At 61.8% G+C, this 26773-nt stretch carries 30 protein-coding genes; 20 read left to right on the top strand and 10 right to left on the bottom strand.

What is annotated here, in order from left to right:
• The first annotated feature begins 403 nt into the window (after positions 1 to 403).
• Together rhtA and ACU680_RS25095 are read left to right on the top strand one after the other, a co-directional pair.
• Complete coding sequence (gene rhtA, locus ACU680_RS25090) at positions 404 to 1291, top strand: threonine/homoserine exporter RhtA (RefSeq protein WP_448180818.1); 888 nt, start codon at positions 404 to 406, stop codon at positions 1289 to 1291.
• Positions 1292 to 1460: 169 nt separating this feature from the next.
• On the top strand, positions 1461 to 1742 hold the full coding sequence (locus ACU680_RS25095) for a hypothetical protein (RefSeq protein ID WP_007965435.1): 282 nt from the start codon (positions 1461 to 1463) through the stop codon (positions 1740 to 1742).
• Between the two features lies 1 nt (position 1743).
• Here the strand turns inward: ACU680_RS25095 and ACU680_RS25100 are convergent, their stop codons facing one another.
• Entirely contained in the window at positions 1744 to 2322 is a 579-nt protein-coding gene (locus ACU680_RS25100; RefSeq protein ID WP_400762854.1) for a TetR/AcrR family transcriptional regulator, read from the bottom strand.
• Positions 2323 to 2414: 92 nt separating this feature from the next.
• Here ACU680_RS25100 and ACU680_RS25105 point away from each other — a divergent pair, with 92 nt between their 5' ends.
• Both ACU680_RS25105 and ACU680_RS25110 read left to right on the top strand, forming a co-directional pair.
• Positions 2415 to 3143 carry an SDR family oxidoreductase gene (locus ACU680_RS25105; protein ID WP_367085216.1) on the top strand — a complete coding sequence of 243 codons (729 nt, stop codon included), beginning with the start codon at positions 2415 to 2417 and terminating at the stop codon, positions 3141 to 3143.
• A 39-nt stretch (positions 3144 to 3182) separates the two neighbouring features.
• Complete coding sequence (locus ACU680_RS25110; RefSeq protein ID WP_367085217.1) at positions 3183 to 3779, top strand: 2-hydroxychromene-2-carboxylate isomerase; 597 nt, start codon at positions 3183 to 3185, stop codon at positions 3777 to 3779.
• Positions 3780 to 3828: 49 nt separating this feature from the next.
• Here the strand turns inward: ACU680_RS25110 and ACU680_RS25115 are convergent, their stop codons facing one another.
• The 4 genes from ACU680_RS25115 to ACU680_RS25130 all read right to left on the bottom strand — a co-directional run bounded on the left by ACU680_RS25115 (position 3829) and on the right by ACU680_RS25130 (position 8037).
• A complete protein-coding gene (locus ACU680_RS25115) occupies positions 3829 to 5637 on the bottom strand; it encodes an aminopeptidase P family protein (protein WP_448180819.1) in 1809 nt (602 codons plus the stop codon).
• 56 nt (positions 5638 to 5693) lie between these two features.
• Positions 5694 to 6860 carry an aminotransferase class V-fold PLP-dependent enzyme gene (locus ACU680_RS25120; RefSeq protein WP_448180820.1) on the bottom strand — a complete coding sequence of 389 codons (1167 nt, stop codon included), beginning with the start codon at positions 6858 to 6860 and terminating at the stop codon, positions 5694 to 5696.
• A 205-nt stretch (positions 6861 to 7065) separates the two neighbouring features.
• Positions 7066 to 7680, bottom strand: coding sequence for a LysE family translocator (locus tag ACU680_RS25125; RefSeq protein WP_448180821.1), 615 nt, complete (start codon positions 7678 to 7680; stop codon positions 7066 to 7068).
• Between the two features lie 99 nt (positions 7681 to 7779).
• Positions 7780 to 8037, bottom strand: coding sequence for a hypothetical protein (locus ACU680_RS25130; protein ID WP_448180822.1), 258 nt, complete (start codon positions 8035 to 8037; stop codon positions 7780 to 7782).
• Positions 8038 to 8429: 392 nt separating this feature from the next.
• On the opposite strand from ACU680_RS25130, the gene msuE reads away from it, so the two are divergent.
• The 4 genes from msuE to ACU680_RS25150 all read left to right on the top strand — a co-directional run bounded on the left by msuE (position 8430) and on the right by ACU680_RS25150 (position 12588).
• Entirely contained in the window at positions 8430 to 8993 is a 564-nt protein-coding gene (msuE, locus tag ACU680_RS25135; protein WP_448180823.1) for an FMN reductase, read from the top strand.
• A gap of 10 nt (positions 8994 to 9003) precedes the next feature.
• Positions 9004 to 10143 carry an FMNH2-dependent alkanesulfonate monooxygenase gene (gene ssuD / locus ACU680_RS25140; RefSeq protein WP_367085221.1) on the top strand — a complete coding sequence of 380 codons (1140 nt, stop codon included), beginning with the start codon at positions 9004 to 9006 and terminating at the stop codon, positions 10141 to 10143.
• A 128-nt stretch (positions 10144 to 10271) separates the two neighbouring features.
• On the top strand, positions 10272 to 11459 hold the full coding sequence (locus tag ACU680_RS25145) for an acyl-CoA dehydrogenase family protein (protein ID WP_448180824.1): 1188 nt from the start codon (positions 10272 to 10274) through the stop codon (positions 11457 to 11459).
• A 25-nt stretch (positions 11460 to 11484) separates the two neighbouring features.
• On the top strand, positions 11485 to 12588 hold the full coding sequence (locus ACU680_RS25150) for a sigma-54 interaction domain-containing protein (protein WP_135296268.1): 1104 nt from the start codon (positions 11485 to 11487) through the stop codon (positions 12586 to 12588).
• Here the strand turns inward: ACU680_RS25150 and ACU680_RS25155 are convergent.
• Positions 12585 to 12950 carry an antibiotic biosynthesis monooxygenase gene (locus ACU680_RS25155; RefSeq protein ID WP_448180825.1) on the bottom strand — a complete coding sequence of 122 codons (366 nt, stop codon included), beginning with the start codon at positions 12948 to 12950 and terminating at the stop codon, positions 12585 to 12587. The genes ACU680_RS25150 and ACU680_RS25155 overlap by 4 nt on opposite strands.
• A 95-nt stretch (positions 12951 to 13045) precedes the next feature.
• Here ACU680_RS25155 and soxR point away from each other — a divergent pair, with 95 nt between their 5' ends.
• The 4 genes from soxR to ACU680_RS25175 all read left to right on the top strand — a co-directional run bounded on the left by soxR (position 13046) and on the right by ACU680_RS25175 (position 16146).
• Positions 13046 to 13495 (top strand): redox-sensitive transcriptional activator SoxR, encoded by a 450-nt coding sequence (soxR, locus tag ACU680_RS25160; RefSeq protein WP_448180826.1) that lies wholly within the window; start codon positions 13046 to 13048, stop codon positions 13493 to 13495.
• A 103-nt stretch (positions 13496 to 13598) separates the two neighbouring features.
• On the top strand, positions 13599 to 14057 hold the full coding sequence (locus ACU680_RS25165) for a VOC family protein (RefSeq protein WP_367085226.1): 459 nt from the start codon (positions 13599 to 13601) through the stop codon (positions 14055 to 14057).
• Positions 14058 to 14296: 239 nt separating this feature from the next.
• Positions 14297 to 15172, top strand: coding sequence for an alpha/beta fold hydrolase (locus ACU680_RS25170; RefSeq protein WP_448180827.1), 876 nt, complete (start codon positions 14297 to 14299; stop codon positions 15170 to 15172).
• A gap of 23 nt (positions 15173 to 15195) precedes the next feature.
• Positions 15196 to 16146: a LysR substrate-binding domain-containing protein gene (locus ACU680_RS25175; protein WP_448180828.1), complete on the top strand. Its 951-nt coding sequence runs from the start codon at positions 15196 to 15198 to the stop codon at positions 16144 to 16146.
• Between the two features lie 123 nt (positions 16147 to 16269).
• Here the strand turns inward: ACU680_RS25175 and leuD are convergent, their stop codons facing one another.
• Complete coding sequence (gene leuD, locus ACU680_RS25180) at positions 16270 to 16884, bottom strand: 3-isopropylmalate dehydratase small subunit (protein ID WP_448180829.1); 615 nt, start codon at positions 16882 to 16884, stop codon at positions 16270 to 16272.
• Positions 16881 to 18299 (bottom strand): 3-isopropylmalate dehydratase large subunit, encoded by a 1419-nt coding sequence (leuC, locus tag ACU680_RS25185; protein WP_448180830.1) that lies wholly within the window; start codon positions 18297 to 18299, stop codon positions 16881 to 16883. The genes leuD and leuC overlap by 4 nt, the downstream gene beginning before the upstream one ends.
• A 277-nt stretch (positions 18300 to 18576) precedes the next feature.
• On the opposite strand from leuC, the gene ACU680_RS25190 reads away from it, so the two are divergent.
• The 8 genes from ACU680_RS25190 to ACU680_RS25225 are packed head-to-tail and all read left to right on the top strand — an operon-like array spanning position 18577 to position 24840.
• Positions 18577 to 19767, top strand: a complete 1191-nt coding sequence (locus tag ACU680_RS25190; RefSeq protein ID WP_448180831.1) for a PepSY-associated TM helix domain-containing protein — start codon at positions 18577 to 18579, stop codon at positions 19765 to 19767.
• Complete coding sequence (locus ACU680_RS25195) at positions 19764 to 20306, top strand: PA2404 family protein (RefSeq protein WP_367085232.1); 543 nt, start codon at positions 19764 to 19766, stop codon at positions 20304 to 20306. The genes ACU680_RS25190 and ACU680_RS25195 overlap by 4 nt, the downstream gene beginning before the upstream one ends.
• A complete protein-coding gene (locus ACU680_RS25200) occupies positions 20303 to 20644 on the top strand; it encodes a hypothetical protein (protein ID WP_007965473.1) in 342 nt (113 codons plus the stop codon). Before ACU680_RS25195 ends, ACU680_RS25200 begins: the two co-directional genes overlap by 4 nt.
• Entirely contained in the window at positions 20641 to 21216 is a 576-nt protein-coding gene (locus ACU680_RS25205) for a DUF6162 family protein (protein WP_448180832.1), read from the top strand. The genes ACU680_RS25200 and ACU680_RS25205 overlap by 4 nt, the downstream gene beginning before the upstream one ends.
• A gap of 35 nt (positions 21217 to 21251) precedes the next feature.
• Positions 21252 to 22181 (top strand): metal ABC transporter substrate-binding protein, encoded by a 930-nt coding sequence (locus ACU680_RS25210; protein ID WP_007965475.1) that lies wholly within the window; start codon positions 21252 to 21254, stop codon positions 22179 to 22181.
• Positions 22178 to 23026 (top strand): metal ABC transporter ATP-binding protein, encoded by an 849-nt coding sequence (locus ACU680_RS25215; protein WP_448180833.1) that lies wholly within the window; start codon positions 22178 to 22180, stop codon positions 23024 to 23026. The genes ACU680_RS25210 and ACU680_RS25215 overlap by 4 nt, the downstream gene beginning before the upstream one ends.
• Positions 23026 to 23925, top strand: a complete 900-nt coding sequence (locus ACU680_RS25220) for a metal ABC transporter permease (RefSeq protein ID WP_003226663.1) — start codon at positions 23026 to 23028, stop codon at positions 23923 to 23925. Before ACU680_RS25215 ends, ACU680_RS25220 begins: the two co-directional genes overlap by 1 nt.
• The gene (locus ACU680_RS25225; protein WP_448180834.1) at positions 23926 to 24840 is read left to right on the top strand and encodes a metal ABC transporter substrate-binding protein; all 915 of its coding nucleotides are present in this window, start codon (positions 23926 to 23928) and stop codon (positions 24838 to 24840) included.
• Positions 24841 to 24982: 142 nt separating this feature from the next.
• Here ACU680_RS25225 and ACU680_RS25230 read toward each other — a convergent pair whose 3' ends face one another.
• On the bottom strand, positions 24983 to 25207 hold the full coding sequence (locus ACU680_RS25230) for an MbtH family protein (protein WP_003226665.1): 225 nt from the start codon (positions 25205 to 25207) through the stop codon (positions 24983 to 24985).
• An 83-nt stretch (positions 25208 to 25290) separates the two neighbouring features.
• Positions 25291 to 26703 (bottom strand): aspartate aminotransferase family protein, encoded by a 1413-nt coding sequence (locus ACU680_RS25235; protein WP_367085237.1) that lies wholly within the window; start codon positions 26701 to 26703, stop codon positions 25291 to 25293.
• Positions 26704 to 26773 lie beyond the last annotated feature (70 nt).

Genomic DNA, 26773 nt, shown 5'->3' on the forward strand with positions numbered 1-26773 from the left:
TCAACCACTTGCGCTTCCGATCTCTCGTTAGCGGGAGGCGAATTCTACAGCGTTACACGCTGCTGTCAACACCTCTTTTTCTCCGCTTTCGACCGAGAAGATCGAACCGTCAAAAGAGCCAAACATCTCCGCCCTTTCAACTCCTTCCAGACTTCGGTGAACTGAAGCAAGCCGCTGTCGAAAACCGTATAACTCATTGAATCTCAAGGAGTTTTCCGTTTCGACTGCGCCGGAAGTGGGGCGAATTATAGAGACTCAGAATCTGCCGTCAACCGTTAATTTCAGTTTTCTATCAATGCACCGAAAAAGCCCGCTTCTATATAGACGCAACGGCAGCGAATGCGCAGTATATTGCCCAATAGGTAAACATTACCCTGATCTCACCTTCGGATGATGCCTCGCAATGACAGACCAACCTCGCTCTCTGGCCTCAACGCTGTTCCCGGTTGGCCTTTTGTTAATAGCCATGGCATCCATCCAGTCTGGCGCCTCTCTGGCCAAGAGCATGTTCCCGGTGGTTGGCGCTCAAGGGACGACAACCCTGCGCCTGATCTTCGCCAGCGTGATCATGCTGTTACTGCTACGTCCGTGGCGCGCCAGGCTGACCGCTCAGTCCCTGCGCACGGTGATCGTTTACGGCATGGCGCTGGGCGGGATGAACTTCCTCTTCTATATGTCATTGCGCACTGTGCCGCTTGGCATTGCAGTTGCGTTGGAGTTCACGGGCCCGCTGGCCGTCGCCATCTACGCCTCTCGCCGCGCAATCGACTTTCTCTGGATTGCCTTGGCGGCAGTTGGCCTGCTGCTGTTGATCCCGACCGGAGCGACATCTGCGGGAATTGATCTGGTCGGTGCCGGTTATGCCTTGGGTGCCGGCGTATGCTGGGCGTTGTACATTCTGTTCGGCCAAAAAGCCGGTGCCGACAACGGCGTAACGACTGCGGCCCTGGGCGTGATGATTGCCGCACTGTTTGTCGCTCCGATCGGCATCGTGCATGCCGGCGCGGCATTACTCACCCCGTCGCTGATCCCGGTCGCCATCGGCGTCGCCATCCTCTCAACCGCTTTGCCCTATACGCTGGAGATGGTCGCTCTCACCCGCATACCGGCCCGCACCTTCGGGACTTTGATGAGTATCGAACCGGCCTTTGGCGCGTTGTCCGGGCTGCTGTTCCTGCAGGAGTACCTCACGCTGTCACAATGGATGGCGATCCTGTGCATTATTCTGGCCTCTGTCGGAGCAACCATGACCATGGGCAGTCACGCCAAACCCGTTGTTGCAGCAGATTGAAACAGGATTTGACGAAGGTCTGGCAATTGGCGTTCATTTAGGCCATGTTTAGGCCCCTTAACTCAGTGCCAGGCATGGATTTTTTCGGACAGGGATATCAAACCGCTTAAAGCGCAGGCGAATACAGGCAGACCCGAGCGCCAGACTCGTGGCTACCATAAGGACGGTAATGAAACGAATTTTGATACTGATCGCTGTATTGGCAGTAGCGGGGTGCGCAGCCACCTCCAAGACTCAAGTGAAGCACGGTAAAAAAGGGCTGCACATCAACTGTTCCGGGCTGTCGTCCTCTTGGGACAAGTGCTACACCAGTGCCGCCAATGCTTGCGCCCCAAAGGGCTACAAAGTCATCGCCAAATCAGGGGACGCCGTGGAAGAGCCCGGCGACTACCCATTCGGGCTCAATCCGGCCGGTTATACCAGCCGCAGCATGATCGTCATTTGCAAATGAATCACTCTGGCTGCTCGCCTTGTCGAGCAGCCAGCTGACGCCCGATTTCCGCATGACTGGACTTCAATACCGTCCGTTGAATGTCCGGCGTCACCAGCATCCGCGCCACCACCAATGCGCCGACGCATTGCGACAGAATGGCCCACGCCAGGCTGTCGCTCTCCAGAATGTGTGCCCAACTGGTATGCAGCCGACAAATCCACAACTCCGCCTGCTCACGAACCTGATCATCTGAACGGGCGATTTCCGCACCCAGTGTCGGCAAAGCACAGCCCGATTCAGGCTGCTCCACGTGAGCCATGCTCAGGTACTGTTTAAGACAGCGCTCCAGCCGTTCACGGTCCTGCGCTCCCTGCCCTCCCAGTCGCTCAAGGCTCTGACACAGTTCGCGCTCGACGATGGCGGTGAACAGCTCGTTTTTCGACGAGAAGTGACTATAGAACGCCGCGCCACTCAGGCCGATAGCCTTCATCAAGCCATCAACACCAACTGTGGAAAAGCCTGAACGCTTGGCTGACAACGCGCTGCTGTTCAGCAATTTTTCTCGGGTTTCCAATTTGTGACCGGCGGAATACCGCATGTGCTTACCCTCTTGATCGACCGCCTTGACGTTGTCCGGATCCTAGCATAACGTTCGTTCACTTAACGATCGTTTACTAAAGGGATCTACCCATGAATAACAAGAAGGTCGTGTTGGTGGTGGGTGCTGGCGATGCCACCGGTGGAGCGATTGCCAAGCGCTTTGCCAGAGAAGGTTTTATCGCTTGCGTCACCCGGCGCAGTGCCGACAAATTGCAGCCGCTGGTCGAGGCGATTCAGGCCGAGGGTGGCGAAGCTCACGGCTTTGCCTGCGATGCGCGCAAGGAGGAAGACGTCATTGCATTGATTGAAGAGATCGAAACCCGCCTCGGCCCGATCGAGGCGTTTGTCTTCAACATCGGCGCCAACGTGCCTTGCAGCATTCTTGAAGAAACTGCGCGCAAGTATTTCAAGATCTGGGAAATGGCCTGTTTCTCGGGTTTTCTCAATGCCCGCGAAGTGGCCAAGCGCATGGTCACGCGCCAGCGCGGCACCATTCTGTTCACTGGCGCCACCGCCGGGCTGCGCGGTGCTTCCGGATTTGCCGCGTTTGCCGGCGCCAAACACGGTATCCGTGCACTGGCACAAAGCATGGCGCGCGAGTTGGGCCCGATGAACATCCACGTCGCCCATGTAGTGGTCGATGGCGCGATCGATACCGACTTCATCCGCAACAGTTTCCCCGAGAAGTACGCGACCAAGAATCAGGACGGTATTCTCAATCCCGAACACATCGCCGAAAACTATTGGTATCTGCACAGCCAGCCACGGGACGCCTGGACCTTCGAACTGGATCTGCGCCCGTGGAACGAACGCTGGTAAGACCCACTCCTCCATAACAATAAAGAGAGCGCAGCGAAGATGACGAAAACCGTGGAGTTCTATTTCGACCTCGGCAGCCCTGCCACCTACCTGGCCTACACCCAGTTGCCGAAGATCTGTGCCGACACCGGCACCCAGTTGATCTACATCCCGATGCTGCTGGGCGGCGTGTTCAAGGCGACCGGCAACGCATCACCGGCAATGATTCCGGCGAAGGGCCGCTACATGTTTCAGGATCTCGATCGCTACGCCAAGCGCTATGGCGTTCCGCTGAAATTCAATCCGCACTTCCCGATCAACACGCTGATGCTGATGCGCGCGGTCACCGGCATCCAACTGCGCCAGCCGGAACGCTTTCATGCGTTTATCGATTGTCTGTTCAAGGCATTGTGGGTGGAGGGGCGCCCTCTCGATGAGCCGGACACCGTTGCGGCGGTATTGAGCGAACACGGCTTCGTCCCCGATGAGGTCCTGGCCCTGACTAACGACGAGTCGGTCAAGGCTGTACTCAAAGAGAATACCGAGACGGCGATTAAACGCGGTGTGTTTGGTGCGCCGAGCATGTTTATCGACAATCAGATGTTCTTCGGTCAGGACCGCCTCGATTTCGTCGAAGAAGCCCTGCGTCAGGCTTAGAAACACCACAGAACCCGGACGCTGCCAGCAGCGCCCGGGTTTCAGCCACTCAGATCGCCGCTGTGCGCGTGTTCAGCCACTCCAGCGCAGCGCCTTCCAGCAACGGGCTCAGACGCTCACGCACTTCGGCGTGATAGGCGTTGAACCACTGTTTCTCTTCCTGCGTCAGCAAGGACGGCTCCAGGCAGCGCGTGTCGATCGGGCACAGGGTCAAGGTTTCAAACTTGAGGAACTCACCGAACTCGCTGCTCCCCGCCTCGCGGTTCATTGCCAGGTTCTCGATGCGCACGCCCCAGCGACCCGGACGATAGGTGCCCGGTTCGATCGAGGTGATCATCCCCGGTTGCATCGCCGTTTGCGGTGCCGGTGCTGCCTGATAGGCGATCACCTGCGGGCCTTCGTGGACGTTGAGGAAATAGCCGACCCCATGACCGGTGCCATGGCCGTAATCCACGCTTTCCGCCCAGATCGGTGCACGGGCGATAGCATCGAGCAGCGGCGACAGAATGCCTTTGGGAAACTGCGCCCGCGATAGGGCAATTACGCCTTTGAGCACACGGGTGCAGTCACGCTTCTGCTCAGCCGTCGGCGTACCCACCGGCACCATTCGAGTGATGTCGGTCGTGCCGCCCAGGTACTGGCCGCCCGAGTCGATCAGCAGCAAACCGTCGCCCTCGATCACCGCGTGCTCTTCTTCGGTGGCGTGATAGTGCGGCATCGCGCCATTGGCGTTAAACGCGGCAATGGTGTTGAAGCTCAGCGACACGTAATCCGGACGGCGTTCACGGGCAGCAGTGAGTTTTTCGTCGATGGTCAGCTCGGTGATACGTTCACGGCCCCAGGCCGATTCCAGCCAGGCGAAGAATTCGCACAATGCCGCACCATCCTGTTCCATGGCCTGGCGAATGTGCTGTGCATCGGCCTCGCTCTTCTGCGACTTGGCAAGGGTGGTCGGGTTCAGGCCTTCGACCAGTTTTACCGCGCTGTCGAGGTTATCCAGCAAACCCGTAGTTACCCGTGCCGGATCCACCAGCAGGCTCGCCCCGCTCGGCACGGCACGAAGGGCGTCGGCCACTTCGCGGTAATCGCGCAGGGTCACGCCGTCCTGCTCCAGCACCGCACGCAACTCGGCATCGACTTTGCTCAAGGCCACAAACAAAGTTGCTTGCTGTTGATTGATCAACGCAAAAGAAACAAACACCGGGTTGAACGATACGTCGCCGCCGCGCAGGTTGAACAGCCAGGCGATGTCATCGAGGGTGGCGATGAAATGCCAGTCGGCACCGCGCTCGCGCAAGGTCTCACGCAGTTTGGAGAGTTTCTCGCCACGGCTGACCGTCGCTTGCGGTGGCAGATGCTGATAGATCGGCGCGTTCGGCAGGCTTGGGCGATCAGACCAGACTTCATTCAACAAGTCGATGTCGGTACGCAGACGCGCGCCGCGAGCCTCAAGCTTGCTGCTCAGCGTCCGCGCCGAAGCCACGGCCATCACCGCACCATCGACCGCCACCACACCACCTTCCGGTGTCTGCTCCGCCAGCCAGTCCAGCGGGCTCGGCTGCCCCGGTTGCAGCTTGACCAGTTCGATGCCGCTGCCCTTGAGTTCCTTGGTCGCCTGCTCCCAGTAACGACTGTCGGCCCAGACCCCGGCGAAATCAGCAGTCACGATCAAAGTGCCGACCGAACCATGAAAGCCCGACAGCCATTGCCGCCCTTGCCAGTAACCCGGCAGGTATTCCGACAGATGCGGGTCGGCCGATGGCACCAGCAACGCATGAATGCCTTCGCGGCGCATCAGTTCACGGGTGTGCGCCAGGCGCTGGGGAACCGTTCCTTCGGTCAAAGTCTGGGTACTCATCATGTCTCCTGCCAATCACTTCATCGTTATTGTTCGTAGCCGTGGAATTCGGCTGGTTAAAGCCCTGTGGCCCAGAATGCCGGGGCACTGGTGCAGGCAGTCTTGATCAGTTCTACTGCTTGATCGATATCCTCGGCGGTGGTGAAACGGCCGAGGCTCAGGCGAATGGTGCGACCGGCCAGCCGGGCGTCGTGCCCCAGTGCCAGCAACACGTGAGAAGGCGTGTTGCTCGCCGAGTTGCAGGCCGAGGTCGCGGAAAAGGCGATCGACTGGCTCAAGGCCGCACTGTTAAATTCACCTTCGCTGAAGGTCAGGCTCAACGTGTGTGCGATGCGCTGGCTGGCGCTGCCGTTGAGGCGTACGCCCGGCAGACTCAGCAACTGTTCGAGCAGCCGTTCACGCAGCGCCACGATGGACTTTTTCTCGGCATCGAATTCAGCTGCGGCCAGGGCGAATGCCGCACCCATGCCGGCGATCTGATGCGTCGCCAGAGTCCCGGAGCGCAGCCCGCCCTCGTGACCGCCGCCATGAATCTGTGCCTGCAAACGCTGTTGCGCGCGCGGGCCGACATACAACGCGCCGATCCCCTTGGGGCCGTAGAGCTTGTGCGCCGAAAACGACATCAAGTCCACTGGCCACTGCTGCAGATCAATCGCCACTTTGCCCGCACCCTGCGCGGCATCGACATGGAACAGCGCGCCACGGCCGCGCACGACTTCACCGATGGCCGGGATATCGTTGAGGGTGCCGAGTTCGTTGTTGACCAGCATCAGCGATACCAGAAAGGTGTCGTCGCGCATGGCTTCGCTGACTGCCTGCGGGGTGATCAGGCCATCGGCATCCGGCACCAGATAGGTCACCGCGACGCCGGCATCCTGCAATTGCCGGGCGGTATCGAGAATGGCTTTGTGTTCGATCTGACTGGTAATGATGTGGCCGCCGGCAACGCCGCGGGCCTGGGCCACGCCCTTGAGGGCAAGGTTGTTGGACTCGGTGGCGCCGGAGGTCCAGACGATCTGCGCGGGCTCCGCACCGACCAGTTCGGCGACTTGCCGACGGGCGTGCTCGACCGTGTGCCGGGCCTGCTGGCCGAAAGCATGGGAGCTGGACGCCGGGTTGCCGAAGTTACCGTGAAAACCCAGACAATCAATCATCACCTGGATGACCCGCTCGTCCACCGGGGTGGTGGCGGCGTAATCGAAATACAACGGACGTTTATTCATAAAAGACTCGCAGAGCGTGTTCCGGGATCAGGAGGCTCGTGTCTGCAAACGGCACAGCGCAGCCTTGTGAGCTGCGCCTGGGTTCGAGACCGTCATCAATACCTGATCGGATGCCGTTAAAGAAGAACAACTTCATTTAAAAGTGCGTAGGAACGCTCCTGAAGCCGAGCTTAACAGGCATCGGGCCGGCGATTGAAGCAATGCGTCAGTGAAAGCTTTCGAGAAGTAACGGGTACAGCGAAATCACCAACAGCGCCGCCATGCCCCAGTTGAACACGCGCAACCAGCGCGGGTTCTTCAGCACGTTACGCAGCAGCGTGCCGCACGCTGCCCAGACGCCGACGCTGGGCAGGTTGATGATGGCGAACACGGCAGCGATCACCACCACATTGGTGAAATAACCCTGCATCGGCGTGTAGGTGCTGATCGCGCCGATGGCCATGATCCAGGCTTTGGGATTGACCCACTGAAACGCGGCGGCGCCGAGATAACTGATCGGCTTGGCCTCACCTTCGGCGCTGTCACCGACGGGTCCTGAATGAGCGATTTTCCACGCCAGATACAACAGGTACGCTGCGCCGACGTAGCGCAGAACCGTATAAAGAATCGGATAGCTCTGAAACACCGCGCCGAGGCCAAAGCCAACGGCCACGACCAACACGAAGAAACCGCAGGTGATGCCGAGCATGTGAGGAATGGTGCGGTTGAAGCCGAAGTTCACGCCCGACGCCAGCAACATGGTGTTGTTCGGCCCCGGTGTAATCGAGGTGACAAGGGCAAACAGGGCAAAGCCCAACAGCAGATCAAGCGAGAGGGTCATGGGGTAATCCGTCAGGGTCATTCAGGTGTTGACCCTATCGCACGGCGGCCCGCGAACCCACGGACAGTTACGCGAAAATTCGAGCAGTACAGTTTTCGATTAACTTGGACGACCGTGCAGCTGTATTGCACGCCCGGCGCTCATTTCAGCTTTCTTGTCGAATGGCGACTCGCCCAGCAGTGCGGCTTTCTTCGCGTGGTATTCGTCGAAAGACAAGCCGCTGCGGTTCAGCGCTTCCATCGCCAGTTCGCGGGATTCTTCGGCGGTGTACGGCCGTTGTTCGGGGGCAACGTGGGTCGCGCAACCGGCGAGTACGGAGACAGCGAGCAGCAACGAAACAGTCAGTAAACGATTCATGGGGAGCGTCCTGGCGGGCGGTGGTAGTCGATGAACAAAGGCTACGCCCGCGCCCGTCCGGGCAAAAATCAACGCTCTCAATAGTGGCTATCAGGATTTCAGCTTTAACGCCTACATATCTCCGAATCATCTATAAATATCGATTAACGTTCTTTTACGGAATAACCAGCAGCCGCTATAAATCCCTGCACACGGCGAACAACTGTTGCTCCAGCAACTGTTGCTCAGGCAACAGCAGATCAACAAACCCGCCCGATATCTGCACAACCGGCTCACGGCACAATGCTCGAGCCCGTGCAAACCGGGCCTCTCAGGAATTGGTACAGCGCTTGCTCAAGCCTTGGCACTGACTCACTGCTCGCTGAGCAACTGTTGATAAAAAGGAACTGATCATGTCGCGTCCCCTGAAAGTCGTCGCCCTCTCCGGCGGCACCTGGCGTCCATCGCGCACCCTGGTGCTGACCCAAGCGCTGTTGGCCGAACTGGCCGGGCACTTGCCGGTCGAGAGTCATCTGATCGAACTTGGTGACATCGCCCGGCCATTGGGTGCTGCCCTGTCGCGTCAGGAACTGAGCGCCGAGGTCGAGGCCGAATTGCAAGCCATCGAACAGGCCGATCTGCTGATCGTCGCCGCGCCGGTGTATCGCGGTTCCTACCCGGGCCTGCTCAAGCATCTGTTCGACCTGATCGACCTCAACGCGCTGATCGACACCCCGGTGTTGCTCGCCGCCACCGGTGGCAGCGAGCGCCATGCGCTGGTGCTCGATCACCAGTTGCGGCCGCTGTTCAGTTTCTTCCAGGCGGTGACCCTGCCGATCGGGGTCTACGCCACCGAGGCCGATTTCGCCGACTACCAGATCACCAGCGAACCGCTGAAAGCGCGGATTCGCCTGGCCGCCGAACGCGCCGCGCCGCTGCTCGGCACGCAAATCAAACCGTTGCTGAAAATCGCATAAGGAGCTGTTCATGGATGTTTTCTGGTTCCTGCCGACCCACGGCGACGGACATTACCTGGGCACCACCCAAGGCGCGCGCCCGGTCACCCTGAATTATCTGAAGCAAGTGGCGCAAGCCGCCGACAGCCTCGGCTACCACGGCGTGCTGATTCCCACCGGGCGCTCCTGCGAAGACTCGTGGGTGATCGCTTCGGCGCTGGTGCCGCTGACCGAACGCCTGCGTTATCTGGTAGCGATCCGCCCGGGGATCATTTCGCCCACCGTTTCGGCGCGCATGGCGGCGACGCTCGATCGACTGTCCAACGGCCGTCTGCTGATCAACGTGGTGACCGGCGGCGACCCCGACGAAAACCGTGGCGACGGCAGCTTCCTCAGCCACAGTGAACGCTACGAAGTCACCGACGAATTCCTCAGGATCTGGCGCCGGGTGCTGCAAGGCGAATCGGTGGATTTCGAAGGCAAACACCTGAAAGTACAGAACGCCAAGGCCCTCTATCCGCCAGTGCAGAAACCGTATCCGCCGCTGTATTTCGGTGGCTCGTCCGACGCCGCGCATGACCTCGCTGCCGAGCAAGTCGACGTGTACCTGACCTGGGGCGAACCGCCCGCCGCTGTCGCCGAAAAACTCGCCGATGTGCGTGAACGCGCCGCACGCCATGGACGCAAGGTGAAGTTCGGCATTCGTCTGCACGTCATCGTCCGCGATACCGCCGAAGAAGCGTGGAAAGCCGCGGACAAACTGATCGAACACATCAGCGACGAGACCATCGAGGCCGCGCAGAAATCCTTCTCGCGCTTCGACTCCGAAGGCCAGCGGCGCATGGCGGCGTTGCATGACGGGCGTCGCGACAACCTGGAAATAGCTCCCAACCTGTGGGCCGGCGTCGGTCTGGTACGCGGCGGTGCCGGTACCGCGCTGGTGGGCGATCCGCAGCAAGTGGCGGCGCGGATCAAGGAGTACGCCGACCTCGGTATCGAGAGTTTTATCTTCTCCGGCTATCCGCATCTGGAAGAGGCTTACCGCTTTGCCGAACTGGTGTTTCCGCTGCTCCCGGAACCCTACGCAAGCCTGGCTGGACGCGGCGTGACCAACCTCACCGGGCCGTTTGGCGAAATGATTGCCAACGATGTGTTGCCCACCAAGTCCTGACCCGACACAAACTCTGTAGGAGCTGCCGCAGGCTGCGATCTGTTGATCTTGCTTGTAAAAATCAAAGTCAAAAGATCGCAGCCTGCGGCAGCTCCTACACGGAACTTGTAGAACATAGGAGATTTGGTGTGACCGCCAAACCACAAAGCACCCTGCTCTCCCCGCTGCAGACCGCGCGCCAACTGGCCGCCGAATTCGCCCTCACCGCTGTCGAGCGTGACGAGCGCGGCGGTACGCCGAAGGCCGAGCGCGATGCCCTGCGCGACAGCGGCCTGCTGGCCCTGAGCATTCCCACCCGCTACGGCGGCCTCGGCGCGACATGGAGCGAAACCCTGCAAGTTGTGCGCGAGTTCGCCAAGGTCGACAGTTCCATCGCCCACGTCTTCGGTTTTCATCACCTGATGCTCGCCACCGTGCGCCTGTTCTCGCGCCCCGAACAATGGCAGCCGTGGTTCGAACAGACCGCGCGGCAGAACTGGTTCTGGGGCAACGCGCTCAACCCGCTCGACACCCGCACCGTGGTCAAGGACTTCGGCGGTTGGCGCGAGTTTTCCGGGAAAAAAAGCTTCTGCTCCGGCGCCAGCGATTCGCAGATGCTGATCGCTTCGGCCGTCGACGAAAGTGCCGGCGGCAAATTGCTGATCGCGGCGATTCCCAGCGGTCGCAGCGGCATCACCCTGCACGATGACTGGAACAACATCGGCCAGCGCCAGACCGACAGCGGCAGCGCCACGTTCGAGCGGGTGCGGGTCGAAGAATCCGAGTTGCTGCTTGACCCCGGTCCGTTGAGCACACCGTTCGCTTGCCTGCGTCCGCTGATCGCGCAACTGACCTTCACTCACATGTTCCTCGGCATCGCCGAAGGTGCGTTTGAGGAAGCGCGGCAGTACACGCTGAGCGAAACCCGGCTCTGGCACAAATCCGCCGCCCGCAATGTGCGTGAAGATCCGTACGTGCTCGCGCATTACGGTGAATTCTGGGTCGCGCTGGAAGGCATCCGCCTGCTGGTCGAACGGGCTGCCGCGCTGCTCGACGAGGCCTGGGCCAAAGGCTCGAACCTGACTGCAGAAGAGCGCGGACATCTGGCCACGGCGATTGCCACCGCCAAGGTCGCCGCCAGTCGTCAGGGGCTGGAGATTTGCAGCCGTTTGTTCGAGGTCACCGGCGCACGTTCGACCCACGGCTCGCTGCGCCTCGACCGGCACTGGCGCAACCTGCGCACGCAGACCCTGCACGACCCGCTCGACTACAAACTCCACGAGCTGGGCGACTGGGCGCTGAATCAGGCGCTGCCGGTGCCGACGTTCTATTCCTGATCCTGCCTTTAATGGAGCGAGCCCCATGCAACTGCTGACCCTTCCGCCCTCACCCGCTCTGGCGACGTCGATCCGCGCCACCGCGCAGGTCTTCGAAGACCCCAAGTCCCAGGCCCTGCTGGCGCATCTGCAGCAAGTCGCGCCGAGTGAAGCCAGCGTGCTGATCATCGGCGAGACCGGCACCGGCAAGGAACTGGTGGCGCGGCACATTCACAACCTGAGCCACCGCCGGCATCGGCCATTTGTCGCGGTCAACTGCGGCGCGTTCTCCGAATCACTGGTGGAGGCCGAGCTGTTCGGCCATGAAAAAGGCGCGTTCACCGGCGCGCTCAGCGCCAAGGCCGGCTGGTTCGAAGAGGCGGATGGCGGCACCTTGTTCCTCGACGAAATCGGTGATTTGCCGATGGCGATTCAGGTCAAGTTGCTGCGGGTGTTGCAGGAGCGCGAAGTGGTGCGCCTCGGCTCGCGCAAGAGCATTCCCATCGATGTGCGGGTGCTGGCGGCGACCAACGTGCAACTGGAAAAGGCGATCAATGCCGGCAATTTTCGCGAAGACCTGTTCTATCGGTTGAACGTGGTCAATCTGGAACTCAGCCCGTTGCGCGAGCGCCCCGGCGACATCCTGCCGCTGACCCGGCATTTCATCGAGGCCTACAGCCAGCGCCTCGGTTACGGACGGGTCAGCATCAGCCCCGGTGCCGAACAGAAACTGCGCAGCTACAGTTGGCCGGGGAACATCCGCGAACTGGAAAACGTCATCCATCACACCCTGTTGATCTGCCGTAACGGCGTGATCGAGCGCGACGATCTGCGCCTGTCGAACCTGCGCATCGAGCGCCCGGATGATCAGCAGTCGAACACCGACGATTCACCGGAAGCGTTGCTGGAGCGGGCCTTTCAAAAGCTCTTCGAACAACAGGCCGGCGCCCTTCACGAAAAAGTCGAAGACGCCCTGCTGCGTGCCGCCTATCGCTTCTGCCATTACAACCAGGTGCACACCGCCGCGCTACTCGGCCTGAGCCGCAACGTCACTCGCACGCGTTTGATCAAGATCGGCGAACTGGCGGTGAACAAGCGGCGACTCACGGAGAACCTGCACGGTGAACGCCTGATCCAGTTGTCGATCTAGCCGACCAGGTTGCAGTGCAGCGCATCGTCATGACTGCGGGCGATGCTTCTCAACACCTGGAATGAATTGAAGGTCACGGTTTTCGCCTGATGGGCGCGGATCAGTTGCCAGAAATCCTGCTCGCCGCTTTCATAGCGACCGAACGCCGCCTCCCCGGCCTCGCGGCTCTGCCACTGCAGCAAGCTCAGCACCCGCCGACCGTCGTCGCTGACCTGGACGCTCGCGCTGACAAAGCCTGCGTAGCGCTGCGCCAGATGTTCGCTCTGCTGCGCCAGCGCACAGACCAATGCAGGTTGCTGGCGCGGCTCGATCTCGAATTCGATCAATTGGGTAAAGCTGCGATTTTTCGCTGAGGTTTGCATGAGAAGTCCCCACTCATCGTAAGCCGAGTCTTGCGACTCGAAGGCCTGCAGGGTAAAACCTCTAGTTAAGTCAAGGTCAAGAGTCATTTTGCAAAATGATCACCAAGGAAAACCTGCACAAGCAACTCACCGTGGGCGAAGTCGCCGCGCGCAGCGGAGTCGCGGTCACTGCCCTGCACTTTTATGAATCGAAAGGCCTGATCACCAGCCAGCGCAATGCCGGCAATCAGCGCCGTTATCCACGGGCAGTGTTGCGTCGGGTGGCGTTGATCAAGGTCGCGCAGCGCCTGGGTATTCCGCTGGCGGAGATTGGCGAAGCGCTGAAAACCCTCCCGGACGACCGCGCGCCGACAGCGGCAGACTGGAAAATCCTGTCCGAGCAGTGGCGACGGGAGCTGGATGAGCGGATCAACCAATTGACCCTGTTGCGCGACCGGCTCACCGGTTGCATCGGTTGTGGGTGTCTGTCGATGGAAGCCTGCCCGCTGCGCAACCAGGGCGATGTGCTCGGTGAGCAGGGGCCGGGGGCGCATTTCCTCGGCTGACTGCTCGTCGGGGAAAAATCCTGGCCGCGCAGACAGTTCTATAGTGAATCTTCCACAAATCCGGTGGAGCCATACCTCGCAAAACAAAAACAGGGAGAACGTCATGAGCGTCAAACCCATTCCCGAGGGGTATCACAGCATTACCCCGTACCTCGGCATCCTCAAGGCTGCCGAAGCCATCGAGTTCTACAAGAAAGCCTTCGGCGCCACGCAGGTCATGCGCCTGGACATGCCCGACGGGCGCGTCGGCCACGCCGAACTGCGCATTGGCGACAGCGCGATCATGCTCGGCACGCCGTGCGATCAAGGGCCGTTGAGCGATCCGGACAACGCCGTGGCCGTTGGTCTGCATCTGTATGTCACCGATGTCGACAAGTCCTTTCAACGAGCCCTGGATGCCGGGGCGAAAGCGGTGTCGGAGGTCAAGGACCAGTTTTATGGCGATCGCAGCGGGACGCTGAAGGATCCGTATGGTCATGTGTGGTTTCTGGCGACGCGCAAGGAGGATCTGACGGAAGAGCAGATCAAGCAGCGGGCGATGGAGATGTTCAGTCAGGGTTGAGATCTTCAGGGTTTGGGCTGGCCTCTTCGCGGGCAAGCCCGCTCCCACAGGGATCTCTGGTGTTTATACGATGGGTGTCACACAGAAAAACACTGTGGGAGCGGGCTTGCCCGCGAAGGGGCCAGCCCTGACGACACACATCACACTTCATGAACCACCACACCACGCTTCAACCCTTGCCCCGAATGTCGAACACTTTCAGGATGCATCCCACCCGCACCTGAACAAGGATCAGCCCGATGTTTGCCGGATTCGACAAAGACCAGCGCCACGTCAACGGCGTCGACATCGCCTATCGCCTCGGCGGCAGCGGCCCGGGGCTGTTGCTGTTGCACGGGCACCCGCAGACCCACGTGATCTGGCACAAGATTGCCGAACAACTGGCCGAGCACTTCACCGTGGTCGCCGCCGACCTGCGCGGCTACGGCGACAGCGCCCGCCCGGCGGCCGATGAACAACATCGTAATTACTCAAAACGCGAAATGGCCAGGGACAACCTCGAGTTGATGCAGGCGCTGGGCTTCGAACAGTTCTCGATTCTGGCCCACGACCGTGGCGCGCGGGTCGCCCATCGCCTGGCCCTCGACCACCGCACTGCGGTGCAGCGAATGATGCTGCTGGACATCGCCCCGACCCTGGCGATGTACACCCAGACCAACGAAGCCTTTGCCCGCGCCTATTGGCACTGGTTCTTCCTGATCCGCCCGGCGCCGTTGCCGGAAACCCTGATCGAAGCCGATCCCGCGGCCTATCTGCGCAGCGTGATGGGCAGCCGCAGCGCCGGACTTGCGCCGTTCACCGAGCCTGCGTTCAGCGAATACCTGCGTTGCCTGCAACGTCCCGGCAGCGCCCGGGGCATTTGCGAAGATTACCGCGCCAGCGCCAGCATCGATCTGGAACATGACAGTGCCGACCTCGCTGCCGGCAATCATCTTGATCTGCCGCTGCGGGTGTTGTGGGGCGCCGAAGGCACGGTCGGCCGTTGCTTCGATCCGCTCAAGGAATGGCAGCACGTGGCAACCGACGTCAGCGGCAAGGCGCTGCCGGCCGGGCATTATCTGGCCGAGGAAGTGCCCGAACTGTTGCTCGCCGAGGCGCTGGATTTCCTGCGCTGAATCGAGCGTTCCCCGCCGATGCTATGCTGGCGGCTTGTGCCGCCAGTGCCCGTTCCGCCATGTCCCAGAACCAAGACCCCGTGCCCCTGCCCGAAGACCTGCGCGTGCTGCTGACCGTGATCCGCAAGAACGGTTTCGCCGCCGCTGCCGATGAGCTGGGCCTGTCCCCGGCCTACGTCAGCAAACGCATTCAGATTCTCGAATCGACCCTCGGCACTCGCCTGCTGCACCGCACCAGTCGTCGCGTGTCGCTGACCGAGGACGGCGAGCGGGTGCAGCGCTGGGCCTTACGTATTCTCGATGACTTCCAGCAGTTGCGCGACGACCTCGCCGACGCCCACGACAGCCCGCGCGGGCGCCTGCACATTTGCAGCAGTTTCGGTTTCGGCCGTAACCATGTGGCGCCTGCGGTTTCGCGGCTGGCCGAGCTTCACCCGCAGTTGCAGATTCGCCTGGACCTGTTCGACCGTGCAGTGGACATCGTCAACGAGGGCTTCGATCTGGAAATCCGCGTCGGCGACGACCTGCCCGGCCAGCACATCGGCCGGCAACTGGTGAGTAACCGCCGGGTGCTGTGCGCTGCGCCCGAATACCTTGAGCGCCGAGGTACACCGCAGACTCTGGACGATCTACAGCAACATGACTGCCTGGTGATCAAGGAGCGCGACAACGCCTTCGGCGTCTGGCATCTGGATCGCGACGGTACGCCGGAAAGCGTGCGGGTCAGTGGGCCGTTATCGTCCAACAACGGCGAAATCGTCCTGCAATGGGCGCTCGACGGACGCGGCGTGTTGCTGCGTTCGTTGTGGGATGTGAACCCGTTGCTGGATCAGGGCCGACTGCTGCCGGTGCTGGCCGATTACAGCCAGAGCGCCAATGTCTGGGCGGTGTACCCGACACGGCTGGCCAACTCCGGGAAGCTGCGGGCGTGTGTGGAGTTTTTGCAGGGGCATTTCAAGGATCTTTCTCTGTAACCCAAACACCACAAAACCTTGTGGGAGCTGGCTTGCCAGCGAAGGCGTCAGCCCAGCCGATATAAATGCTGGATGTGCTGGCCTCATCGCTGGCAAGCCAGCTCCCACAGGGTCAAAGGTGTGTCAGGTCAGCCATGGGTTGGCGGCCAGGTGTTCGCGCTCGAACGCCTCGATCTGCTGACGCCGCTGCAAGGTACTGCCAATCGCATCCAGCCCCAGCAACAGTGCGGTCTTGCGCAAGCCATCAATCTGAAAATCCACAATTTCACCGTCCGCCAGACGAATCTGCTGCGCCTCCAGATCCACATTGATCCGGGCCGTTTCAGGCTGACTCACCAACCGGCCAATGCGCTGCACCTGCGCCTCGTCCAGGGTAATCAGCAACACCCCGTTGCGCTGGCAGTTATCGTAGAAAATTCCGGCAAAGCTGCTGCCGATCAGCGCGCGAATGCCCATTTGCTGCAACCCCCACACCGCGTGTTCGCGGCTGGAACCGCAGCCGAAATTCGTCCCGACCACCAAGAAACTCGCGCCCTGCCAGGCCGGTTGGTTCAGCACGAATTCCGGGTTGGGCGTACCGTCGGCGAGAAAGCGCAGATCGAAAAACAGTCCACGATCCAGGCCCTGACGGTCGATGCCCTTGAGGAATTGCTTGGGCATGATCACGTCGGTATCGACGTTGGCCGCGAGCAGCGGCGCGGCCTGGCCGCTGACCTGCGTGAAGGGTTGCAGACTCATGGGCGTTCTCCAAAGTGGCGGATGTCGGTGAGGTGGCCACTGATCGCGGCGGCAGCCACCATCGCCGGGCTCATCAGGTGCGTGCGCGCCCCGGCGCCCTGCCGGCCTTCGAAATTGCGGTTGGTGCTGGAGGCGCAACGGTCGCCGGGCGCGAGCACGTCATCGTTCATCGCCAGGCACATCGAGCAGCCGGACTGACGCCATTCGAAACCGGCGTCGATGAAGATCTGCGCCAGCCCCTCAGCCTCGGCCTGGGCCCGCACTGCGCTGGAACCGGGCACGATCATCGCCCGCACATGCCCGGCCACCTGCCGTCCCCGCACCACGCTAGCGGCGTCACGCAGATCCTCGATCCGCGCGTTGGTGCAGGAGCCGATAAAAGCGTGACTGATGACGATATCGCGCAGTGCCATTCCCGCCTCCAGGCCCATGTATTGAAGGGCGCGGCGCATGTCCTGACGCAGGATCGGATCATCGATGCGTTGCGGGTCCGGCACCTGCGCGCCGATCGGCGCCGCATGATCCGGGCTGGTGCCCCAGGTGACCATCGGCTCCAGCAGGCTGGCGTCCAGGTGTACTTCACGGTCAAACACGGCGCCGGGATCGCTGCGCAGTTCACGCCACTTTGCCACGCCGCGCTCCCACAACTCACCTTGCGGCGCCCGGGGTTTGCCCTTGAGATAGGCAAAAACCTTTTCGTCCGGCGCCATGAACGCACCGCGCGCGCCGGCCTCTACCGCCATGTTGCAAATGGTCATCCGCGCTTCGACGCTTAGCGCATCGATGGTCGATCCGCAGAACTCGATCGCATAGCCAGTGGCGCCCGACGCACCGATGCGGCCGATCAGCGCCATGATCACGTCCTTGGACGTCAGCCCCGGCGCCAGCTCGCCATCCACCGTCACGCGCAGGCTTTTCAGGCGTTTGTAGACCAGCGTCTGCGAGGCCAGCAGGTGCTCGATTTCCGAGGTGCCAATGCCAAACCCGAACGCCCCCAGCGCACCGTACGTGGTGGTGTGGCTGTCGCCGGCGGCGATGACCATGCCCGGCAGAATGAAGCCCTGCTCCGGGGCGATCACATGTTCAATGCCCTGACGCTTGTCGAGGATATCCAGCAGTTCGATGCCGAAGTCCCGGCAGTTTTCCGCCAGATACGACACCTGCCGCGCACCGCCGGCGTCAGGCATCGCCGCCACTCGTTTGGGGGTGGTCGGGTTGACGTGATCGACCACCGCCAACGCCGTACCCGGCCGCCAGGCCTTGCGTCCGGCGGCGCGCAGACCGCTGAACGCCTGAGGGCTGGTGTATTCGTTGATCACCTGGCGATCGATATACAGCAGCGCATGACCCTGATCGTCGAGGCGGCACACGGTGTGCGAATCGATGTGTTTGTCGTAGAGGGTTCTGGGGCTCATCAGGGTGCTCGCTCGGGGAATCCAGTGATTTCCATCATAAGGAGCGCGAACCGGCCATCAATTGCCTGACAGTGAGTGCCACATTCATGAATCGTGTTTGATCGGCGAAGTGCGAAACATTTGCTTTCATATCACCTTTCGGGATTTGTCCGGCTCATCCGTCCTATAAAGATGCAGGCCGTTCGCACAGGCAACAGCCACGACCGCGCCTTTTGCGGACACCCGCGCTGCGAAGCCCGTAGCCGCGTGCCCTTCATCGAAATCAAGACGCGCAATCATGTCGAAGAAATCCCGTTCCAAACTGTGGTTCCTGGTGCATAGCTGGCTCGCGCTGCCGATCTGGTTTTTTGTCCTGATCGTCTGTGTCACCGGCACGCTGGCGGTGGTCAGCCAGGAAATCGTCTGGCTGGCCAATCCGCAAATGCGCGCCAGTCAGCCGTCGGATGACGCACCGCGGCTCAGTTACGATCAAGTGCTGGCCGCGATCAAACAGGCCGAACCGCAGACGCTGGTGGAAAGCATCAGCCGTCCCGACGAATCGCACTTCGCCCTCGACGTCGAGGTCAGCTACCCCGACGGCCGCTCGCAGACGGTCTACGTCAACCCGTACACCGGGGTGATTCAGGGCCCGGCGCCGGACTTCAACTTCAAGGCGTTCACCCGCGCCCTGCACGGCTGGTGGCTGGTGCCGTTCACCAACGGTTTCAGCTGGGGCTGGTACCTGGTGTCGTTCCTCGGCCTGCCGATGCTCGCTTCGCTGGTCACCGGGCTGGTGGTGTACAAGCGCTTCTGGAAAGGCTTCTTCAAGCCCACCCTGCGTTTTCGTCACGGCGCGCGGATCTTCTGGGGCGACTTCCATCGACTGAGCGGCATCTGGTCGATCTGGTTCATCGCGGTGATCTCGATCACCGGCACCTGGTTTCTGATTCAGGCCATTCTGGCCGACAACCAGGTGTCCATCAGCAGCGAGCCGATCATTCCCGCCATGTCCCGGGAAAGCGTACCGATGTCGAGCGACGCCAGTCCTCCCCCACGGATCAGCCTTGATCGCGCGGTACAGATCGCCGAACAGCACATACCCGGGCTGGAAGTCAGCTTCGTCAGCCTGCCGAGCAATGCCTACAGCCACCTCAGTGTTGGCGGGCGCGGCTGGTACCCACTGATGTTCCAGACCGCCACGCTTAACCCGTACAACGGTGAGATGGCCGCCACCCGACTGCTGACTGACCGTTCCTCGCTGGAGTTCGTCACCGAGTCGATGCGTCCGCTGCACACCGGTGATTTCGGCGGACTGTGGATCAAACTGATCTGGTTCTTCTTCGGCCTGCTGCTGAGCATGATGGTCCTCAGCGGCCTGTTGATCTGGACCAAGCGCACCGCGCTGGCCACCGCCAACGCGCTCAAGCGCGAGAATAAAAAGGCCCGCAACCCCCGCGTCAGCCGTGAACCGGCGGAGGTCAGCCTGTGAGCCAGTCCAGCCGCACTGCCCCACCGTCCGCCCTGCGCCGCTTCTGGCACAAATGGCGCTTTCATCTGAACGCCCTGTTGCTGCTGATTCCGTTGGGCTTCATGCCCAAGTATTTCGCCGATGCCGCGCTGTTTCGCGGTGACGTCGGCCTTGGTGAGCATGAGGTCGGCGAGATCCAGGTCGGCCCGTGGAGCCTGCGCCTGGCCGAACTGCGCAACGAAGCACCGCGCCTGAGCGGCCCCGCCGGCTACATGAAGGACTTCAATGCCGCCCTCTGCGATGCCTGCGTCGAACAGGTCAAGGCCACCTACCTGCGCATCGGCAAACCGCGCAGCCTGCGCGCCGCCGGGGTGATTTTCTTCGGCACGCCGTATCGCATGGGCGCGCAATTGCCGGTGGCGGAAAAGACCAAGGCCGATGCCGAACTGTGGATCACCATGGAAGGCTGGGACGGCAGCATGCACCAAGCCTCGATTCCCCTGAGCCAGGCCTCCCCCGCGACCCTCGCCTGGCTGAACCAACAAGGAGCCAAACCATGAACCGCGTTCAACGCCCTTCCCGCCTGCGGTTGCGCGCCGCGTTGCTGATGCTGTGCGCAGGTTTCAGCGCCGGCGCCCTGGCCCATAACCCGATGTGCGAATGCAAAGCCGTCGATGCCGAGCAGATCAAATGCACCGGCGGCTTCTCCGACGGCAGCGGCGCGCCGGGGGTGACCCTCGATGTGATCGGTTACGACGAAACCATTCTGCTGCCGGGCAAGCTCGGCGCCGACTCGACCGTGACGTTCAAGAAACCGGCGGCCGAGTTTTATGTGCTGTTCGACGCCGGCCCCGGCCACGTCGTGGAAATCGACCAAGCGGACATCGAGGCCCCATGAGCACGCCCACCATCCAAGTTGTACGCCCGGCCGGTGCCGGGCATGAAACCCTTAACGTTCTGCTGTTGTGCTTGCTGATCCTCGCGGTCGCCGGCTCGGTGGTCGCCTGGCGCGGGGTGTCCCATGAACCGGAACCGGTCGCCAGCCATCAGCTCGATGCGCGGCGCGATCTCAGCGCCGCCGAGCAAGGCATCTACGCCGACCTGCGGGTGACCCTCGATGAAATCCGCCTGCTGCGTGAGGAACAGCAAAGCCTGCCGACGCCACAGACTCTGGCTGAAGAAGGCTTCGCCCCGTTCGCCCAGGACGCCAGTTCAGTCAGCCGTGGCGGGCATGCCTGGCAGTTGCTGGCGGACACGGCCTATTTCGGCCACAGCCAGGCACCCGCCGTCGCCGGTTCGTTCGTGATGCGGCTGAGCGCCGACGCCACTGCCGCGCCGGACATCTGGCTTAACCGCGACGCCGATCTGAAAACGCCCGCCGAGCTGACCGATGCCGCGCTGTCCGCCGCTGGCTGGAAACAGATCGTCGCGCAGTTCGATGCCGGTGTAACCCGCGAGCATCGCCACTGAACCTTCGCCTTCACCCGAGAGAAGACCGCTTGCCCATGCTTATTTCACTGACTCGCCGTCCCCTCCTGCGCACCCTGCTGTTAGGCCTGTGCGCGTGCCTGCTGAGCCCGCTGGCCAGCGCCGATCCGGGCAAACGCCTGCGCATCGGCATCACCCTGCATCCGTATTACAGCTATGTGGCGAATATCGTCGGCGACAAGGCCGAGGTGGTGCCGCTGATTCCCGCCGGTTTCAACCCGCATGCCTACGAGCCACGCGCCGAAGACATCAAGCGCATCAGCGGCCTGGACGTGATCGTGCTCAACGGTGTCGGCCATGACGACTTCGCCGACCGCATGATAGCCGCCAGTGAAACGCCGAACATCAAGACCATCGAAGCCAATGAAAACGTGCCGCTGCTGGCCGCCACCGGTACCGCGGCGCGCGGTGCCGGCAAAGTGGTCAACCCGCACACCTTCCTGTCGATCAGCGCCTCGATTGCTCAGGTCAACAACATCGCTCGCGAGCTGGGCAAGCTCGACCCGGACAACGCCAAGACCTACACCCAGAACGCCCGCGCCTACGGCAAACGCCTGCGGCAGATGCGCGCCGATGCGCTGGCGAAACTGACCCAGGCACCTAACGCCGAATTGCGCGTGGCCACGGTGCATGCGGCTTATGACTATCTGCTGCGCGAATTTGGCCTGGAAGTGACGGCCGTGGTCGAACCGGCCCACGGCATCGAACCGAGCCCGAGTCAGTTGAAAAAGACCATCGACCAACTGCGCGAGCTCGACGTGAAGGTGATCTTCTCGGAGATGGATTTCCCCTCGACTTACGTCGAGACCATCCAGCGTGAGTCCGGGGTGAAGTTGTACCCGCTGTCGCACATTTCCTATGGCGAATACAGCGCCGACAAGTATGAAAAGGAAATGACCGGCAACCTCGACACCGTGGTGCGGGCGATTCAGGAGTCCGGGGCATGACCTCGAAAGAAACTATCCGGAACGAACTCGAATCCCCTGTAGGAGCGAGCCTGCTCGCGATAGCGCCCGGCCAGTCAACCACACCGCTGAATGACACTCCGCCATCGCGAGCAGGCTCACTCCTACAGAGGGTAGGCGGGCCTACCCTGGAATTTTCTGAGGTTTGTCTGACCCTCGGGCGCACCACGATCCTCGACAACGTCACCTTCCAGGTCCAGCCCGGCCACGTTCACGCCCTGGTCGGCCCCAACGGCGGCGGCAAGAGTTCGCTGATCAAGACCTTGCTCGGGCAGATGCCGCATCAGGGTCAACTGAGCCTGCACTGGCCCGGCCAACCCGGCACCATCGGCTACGTGCCGCAGGCGCTGGAGTTCGATCGCGGCCTGCCGATGACCGTCGACGATTTCATGGCCGCGATGTGCCAGCGTCGGCCGGCGTTTCTCGGCTTGAGCAAGCATTACGCCAAAGCCATCGGCGAGGCCCTGGAACGGGTCGGCATGCAGGACAAACGCAAGCGGCGCATGGGCGCGTTGTCCGGTGGCGAACGGCAGCGCGTGTTGCTCGCCCAAGGCTTGATCCCGGCCCCGCAATTGCTGGTGCTGGATGAGCCGATGTCAGCCCTCGACGAAGCCGGGATCCAGGTGTTCGAACGCCTGCTCGGCGACTGGCGCGCCGTCGGCATCACCGTGTTGTGGATCGAGCACGATCTGGAAGCGGTCAAGCGTCTGGCCGACCGGGTCACCGGCCTCAACCGCCGCGTGCTGTTCGACGCCACGCCGCAACAGGCGCTGACCCCGGATCGGCTGCTGAGTCTGTTTTCCACCCATCCACGGAGCGCGGTCTGATGAGTTACGAAGCCTTTCGTTTGATGGTTCAGGGCTGGGCGTCGTCCGGTTACCTGCCGGAGGCGCTGGCCTACGGTTTTGTGGTCAACGCATTGCTCGCCGGCCTGTTGATCGGCCCGGTGCTCGGTGGCCTCGGCACGCTGGTGGTGGTCAAGCGCTTTGCGTTTTTCTCCGAAGCGGTCGGGCACGCGGCGCTGACCGGCGTGGCCATCGGCATTCTGCTCGGCGAACCCTACACCGGGCCGTACGGCAGCCTGTTCGGTTACTGCCTATTGTTCGGCATCCTGCTCAACTATCTGCGCAACCGCACCGGCTTGGCGCCGGATACGCTGATCGGTGTGTTCCTCTCGGTGTCGCTGGCGCTCGGCGCGAGCCTGCTGCTGATTCTCGCAGGCAAGATCAACGTGCACATTCTGGAGAACGTGCTGTTCGGTTCGGTGCTCACCGTCAATGGCAACGACCTGCTGGTGCTGGCCATCGTCGGTTCGCTGGTCATGGCCCTGGCGCTACCGCTGTACAACCGGATCATGCTGGCCAGTTTCAACCCGCAACTGGCAGCGGTGCGCGGCGTGGCGGTGAAGACTCTGGATTACTTGTTCGTGATTCTGGTGACGCTGATCACCGTCGCGGCGGTGAAGGTCATCGGCGCGATTCTGGTCGGCGCGTTGCTGGTGATTCCGGCGGCGGCCGCGCGTTTGCTCAGCCAGTCGCTCAAGGGCTTCTTCTGGTGTTCGGTGCTGATTGCCACCGTCAGCACGCTGTGCGGGATTCTCGCGCCGATCGTCTTCGATCTGCCGATCCCCTCCGGCGCCGCGATCATCCTGGTCGCCGGCATCGCCTTCGCCCTCGCCGCCATCGCGCGCGGGGTTGTCCCGAGTCTGAAAGGGAACCTTGGATAAATGACTTTCTCACTGCGAAAACTGACCCTGGCCATGGCCCTGTGCGGCGTGGTCGGCAGCCCGTTGCTGGCGGCTGAAAACCCTCAACCGCTGCGCGTACTGGCCTCGCTGCCCATCACCTACGGCCTCGGCGAAGTGCTGCTCAAAGGTACCGACGTCAGCCTGGAGCGCGCGGCCCCGGCGAATCTGCCGGGTAGCCGTCAGACCGCGTACTTCATCGGCCGCGGCGCTCCGGCGCTGGGCAAACTGGCAAGCGATGCCGACGCGGTGATCGGCGTGCGCTCGCTGTGGGCGGATGATCCGCTGTACCCGATCGCGCGGCGCAGCAACATTCGCATTGTCGAAGTCGACGCGGCGCGGCCGGTGGACGGCGCCCTGCCGGGGATTGCCGTGCAACCGGGCTTGAAGGTCGATGGCTTGAACAGTCAGCCGTGGCTGGCGAGCAACAACATGGGGCGCATGGCCGACGTGATGGCGGCGGACCTAGTGCGCCTGGCGCCTTCGGCCAAACCGAAGATCGAGGCCAATCTGGCAGCGCTGAAACAGCGCCTGCTCAAACTCAGCGCCGACAGCGAAGCGCGCCTGGCCGAGGCCGACAACCTGAGTGTGATGAGCCTCAGCGATCACTTCGGTTACCTGATCGGCAGCCTGAATCTGGAGCTGATCGGCCAGGACGCGCGAGCAGATGCCGAGTGGACAGCCGAAGATCTGAAGAAACTCACGGCAACGCTGAAGGACAACGACGTGGCGCTGGTGCTGCATCATCGTCAGCCGTCGGAAGCGGTGAAAGCGGCGATTGCCGAATCGGGGAGTCGTCTGCTGGTGTTGAGTACCGATGCAGCGGATCCGGTGGCAGAGCTGGAGGGGAATGTGGATTTGCTGCTCAAGGGTTTGAGCGGCGGGCCTTCGGCCTAAGGTCAAAAGATCGCAGCCTGCGGCAGCTCCTACAGGGTGAAAGTATTCCCATGTAGGAGCTGCCGAAGGCTGCGATCTTTTGAGGACCATGAAAAAACCCGCTGACTGTCACCAGTCCAGCGGGTTTGTTTTGCCTGGCAGATTACTGAGCAGCCGCCTGCCCTTCCATCTTCTGGCGCAGGCTCAGCGGACGCATGTCGGTCCAGACTTCTTCGATGTAGGCCAGGCATTCCTTCTTCAGGCCGCTCTTGCCCACGGTGCGCCAGCCTTCAGGCACGGCTTTGTAATCCGGCCAGATCGAGTATTGCTCTTCGTGGTTGACCACGACCTGAAAGAGGATGTCCTCGCGGTCGAATACTGACGTCATGCTGGTTCTCCATCACTGTAGGGGTGGGCTGCACACGGGGTGCAGCCGGGTATGTAGATAGAACGTTCGGCGCGGCGAAAAATTTACACAGCGGCGGTGGCAGCGGTCAGAGCCCGGCCGAAGATCTCGGCGACGCGGTCGATTTCGGCGGCGGTGATCACCAGCGGCGGCAGGAAGCGCACCACCGCGCCATGCCGGCCGCCCAATTCGAGAATCAGTCCGCGCTTGAGGCATTCACGCTGCACCAGCGGTGCCAGACGGGCGAACGCGGGTGGGTGACCAAGGGCGTCCGGTGCGCCGTTCGGGTCAACCAGTTCGACGCCGAGCATCAAGCCACGACCACGAATGTCGCCCAGTTGCGGGAAGTCGCGTTGCAGTATGCGCAGGTGTTCGCTCAGGCGTTCGCCCATCGCCGCAGCGTGTTCGCAGACCTTGTGTTCGAGCAGATAACGCATCACCGCGGAACCGGCGGCCATCGCCATCTGATTGCCACGGAACGTACCGGCATGGGCACCGGGTTGCCAGGTGTCGAGCCAGTCGCGATAGACCACCACCGCCAGTGGCAGGCTGCCGCCGATGGCTTTGGACAACACCACCACGTCCGGGACGATATCGGCGTGTTCGAAGGCAAACATCTTGCCGGTGCGGGCGAAACCGCTCTGGATCTCGTCGACGATCAGCGCCACACCGGCCTTTTCGGTGATCCGACGCAAGCCGCGCAGCCACTCGACGTCGGCCGGAATCACCCCGCCCTCGCCCTGCACCGCTTCGACAATCACCGCTGCCGGCAATTGCACGCCGGCTTCAGGATCGTTGAGCAGGTTTTCCAGATAACTCAGGTTGGCTTTGACACCGGCCGCGCCACCGAGGCCGAACGGGCAACGGTAGTCGTAAGGGAACGGCATGAATTGCACACCGTTGCTGAGCAAGGCGCCCAGCGGCTTTTTCGGCCCCAGGCTGCCCATCAGGCTCAAGGCACCCTGGCTCATGCCGTGATAACCGCCGGAGAACGACAGCACGGTGCTGCGCCCGGTGGCGGTGCGCACCAGTTTCAGCGCGGCTTCCACCGCGTCGGTGCCGGTCGGGCCACAGAACTGGATTTTCGCCTCGGCCGCCAGTGCTGGCGGGAGCAAACCGAACAGGTCCTGGACAAACTGATCCTTGACCGGCGTGGTCAGGTCGAGGGTGTGCAGCGGCAACTCATCCGTCAGCACTTGCTGAATCGCCTCGATCACCACCGGGTGGTTATGGCCCAAAGCCAACGTGCCGGCACCGGCCAGGCAATCGATGAAGGTCCGACCTTCGACATCTTCGACGTACAGGCCCTTGGCGCGCTTGAGTGCCAGCGGAATGCGTCGCGGGTAGCTGCGGGCATTGGATTCCTGCTGACTCTGGCGGGCCAGCAGCGGTGATTCGTTGAACTGATACAGGGTTTCCGCCGGCGCGGAGGTGATCCGGGCCGACGACTCTTCGATAAGGCTGGTGGCGACTGACATCTCTCGACCCCTCAATACGCTATGGATAGTGACCAAAACAGCACACCGCACAGGTGCGCGTTCCGGTCGC

The organism is Pseudomonas sp. LF020 (genome assembly GCF_053456425.1).

What these genes read in the sequence shown, in the direction of transcription:
- ACU680_RS25225 (WP_448180834.1), top strand. Translation starts at nt 23,926, where the DNA reads ATGACTTTCTCACTGCGAAAACTGACCCTGGCCATGGCCCTGTGCGGC.
- ACU680_RS25170 (WP_448180827.1), top strand. Translation starts at nt 14,297, where the DNA reads ATGTTTGCCGGATTCGACAAAGACCAGCGCCACGTCAACGGCGTCGAC.
- leuC (WP_448180830.1), bottom strand. Translation starts at nt 18,299, where the DNA reads ATGAGCCCCAGAACCCTCTACGACAAACACATCGATTCGCACACCGTG.
- ACU680_RS25120 (WP_448180820.1), bottom strand. Translation starts at nt 6,860, where the DNA reads ATGAATAAACGTCCGTTGTATTTCGATTACGCCGCCACCACCCCGGTG.
- rhtA (WP_448180818.1), top strand. Translation starts at nt 404, where the DNA reads ATGACAGACCAACCTCGCTCTCTGGCCTCAACGCTGTTCCCGGTTGGC.
- ACU680_RS25230 (WP_003226665.1), bottom strand. Translation starts at nt 25,207, where the DNA reads ATGACGTCAGTATTCGACCGCGAGGACATCCTCTTTCAGGTCGTGGTC.
- ACU680_RS25095 (WP_007965435.1), top strand. Translation starts at nt 1,461, where the DNA reads ATGAAACGAATTTTGATACTGATCGCTGTATTGGCAGTAGCGGGGTGC.
- ACU680_RS25155 (WP_448180825.1), bottom strand. Translation starts at nt 12,950, where the DNA reads ATGCAAACCTCAGCGAAAAATCGCAGCTTTACCCAATTGATCGAATTC.
- ACU680_RS25165 (WP_367085226.1), top strand. Translation starts at nt 13,599, where the DNA reads ATGAGCGTCAAACCCATTCCCGAGGGGTATCACAGCATTACCCCGTAC.
- ACU680_RS25105 (WP_367085216.1), top strand. Translation starts at nt 2,415, where the DNA reads ATGAATAACAAGAAGGTCGTGTTGGTGGTGGGTGCTGGCGATGCCACC.
- ACU680_RS25220 (WP_003226663.1), top strand. Translation starts at nt 23,026, where the DNA reads ATGAGTTACGAAGCCTTTCGTTTGATGGTTCAGGGCTGGGCGTCGTCC.
- msuE (WP_448180823.1), top strand. Translation starts at nt 8,430, where the DNA reads ATGTCGCGTCCCCTGAAAGTCGTCGCCCTCTCCGGCGGCACCTGGCGT.
- ACU680_RS25205 (WP_448180832.1), top strand. Translation starts at nt 20,641, where the DNA reads ATGAGCACGCCCACCATCCAAGTTGTACGCCCGGCCGGTGCCGGGCAT.
- ACU680_RS25100 (WP_400762854.1), bottom strand. Translation starts at nt 2,322, where the DNA reads ATGCGGTATTCCGCCGGTCACAAATTGGAAACCCGAGAAAAATTGCTG.
- ACU680_RS25175 (WP_448180828.1), top strand. Translation starts at nt 15,196, where the DNA reads ATGCTGGCGGCTTGTGCCGCCAGTGCCCGTTCCGCCATGTCCCAGAAC.
- ACU680_RS25115 (WP_448180819.1), bottom strand. Translation starts at nt 5,637, where the DNA reads ATGAGTACCCAGACTTTGACCGAAGGAACGGTTCCCCAGCGCCTGGCG.
- ACU680_RS25210 (WP_007965475.1), top strand. Translation starts at nt 21,252, where the DNA reads ATGCTTATTTCACTGACTCGCCGTCCCCTCCTGCGCACCCTGCTGTTA.
- ACU680_RS25235 (WP_367085237.1), bottom strand. Translation starts at nt 26,703, where the DNA reads ATGTCAGTCGCCACCAGCCTTATCGAAGAGTCGTCGGCCCGGATCACC.
- ssuD (WP_367085221.1), top strand. Translation starts at nt 9,004, where the DNA reads ATGGATGTTTTCTGGTTCCTGCCGACCCACGGCGACGGACATTACCTG.
- ACU680_RS25200 (WP_007965473.1), top strand. Translation starts at nt 20,303, where the DNA reads ATGAACCGCGTTCAACGCCCTTCCCGCCTGCGGTTGCGCGCCGCGTTG.
- ACU680_RS25190 (WP_448180831.1), top strand. Translation starts at nt 18,577, where the DNA reads ATGTCGAAGAAATCCCGTTCCAAACTGTGGTTCCTGGTGCATAGCTGG.
- soxR (WP_448180826.1), top strand. Translation starts at nt 13,046, where the DNA reads ATGATCACCAAGGAAAACCTGCACAAGCAACTCACCGTGGGCGAAGTC.
- ACU680_RS25150 (WP_135296268.1), top strand. Translation starts at nt 11,485, where the DNA reads ATGCAACTGCTGACCCTTCCGCCCTCACCCGCTCTGGCGACGTCGATC.
- ACU680_RS25110 (WP_367085217.1), top strand. Translation starts at nt 3,183, where the DNA reads ATGACGAAAACCGTGGAGTTCTATTTCGACCTCGGCAGCCCTGCCACC.
- ACU680_RS25125 (WP_448180821.1), bottom strand. Translation starts at nt 7,680, where the DNA reads ATGACCCTCTCGCTTGATCTGCTGTTGGGCTTTGCCCTGTTTGCCCTT.
- ACU680_RS25130 (WP_448180822.1), bottom strand. Translation starts at nt 8,037, where the DNA reads ATGAATCGTTTACTGACTGTTTCGTTGCTGCTCGCTGTCTCCGTACTC.
- ACU680_RS25215 (WP_448180833.1), top strand. Translation starts at nt 22,178, where the DNA reads ATGACCTCGAAAGAAACTATCCGGAACGAACTCGAATCCCCTGTAGGA.
- leuD (WP_448180829.1), bottom strand. Translation starts at nt 16,884, where the DNA reads ATGAGTCTGCAACCCTTCACGCAGGTCAGCGGCCAGGCCGCGCCGCTG.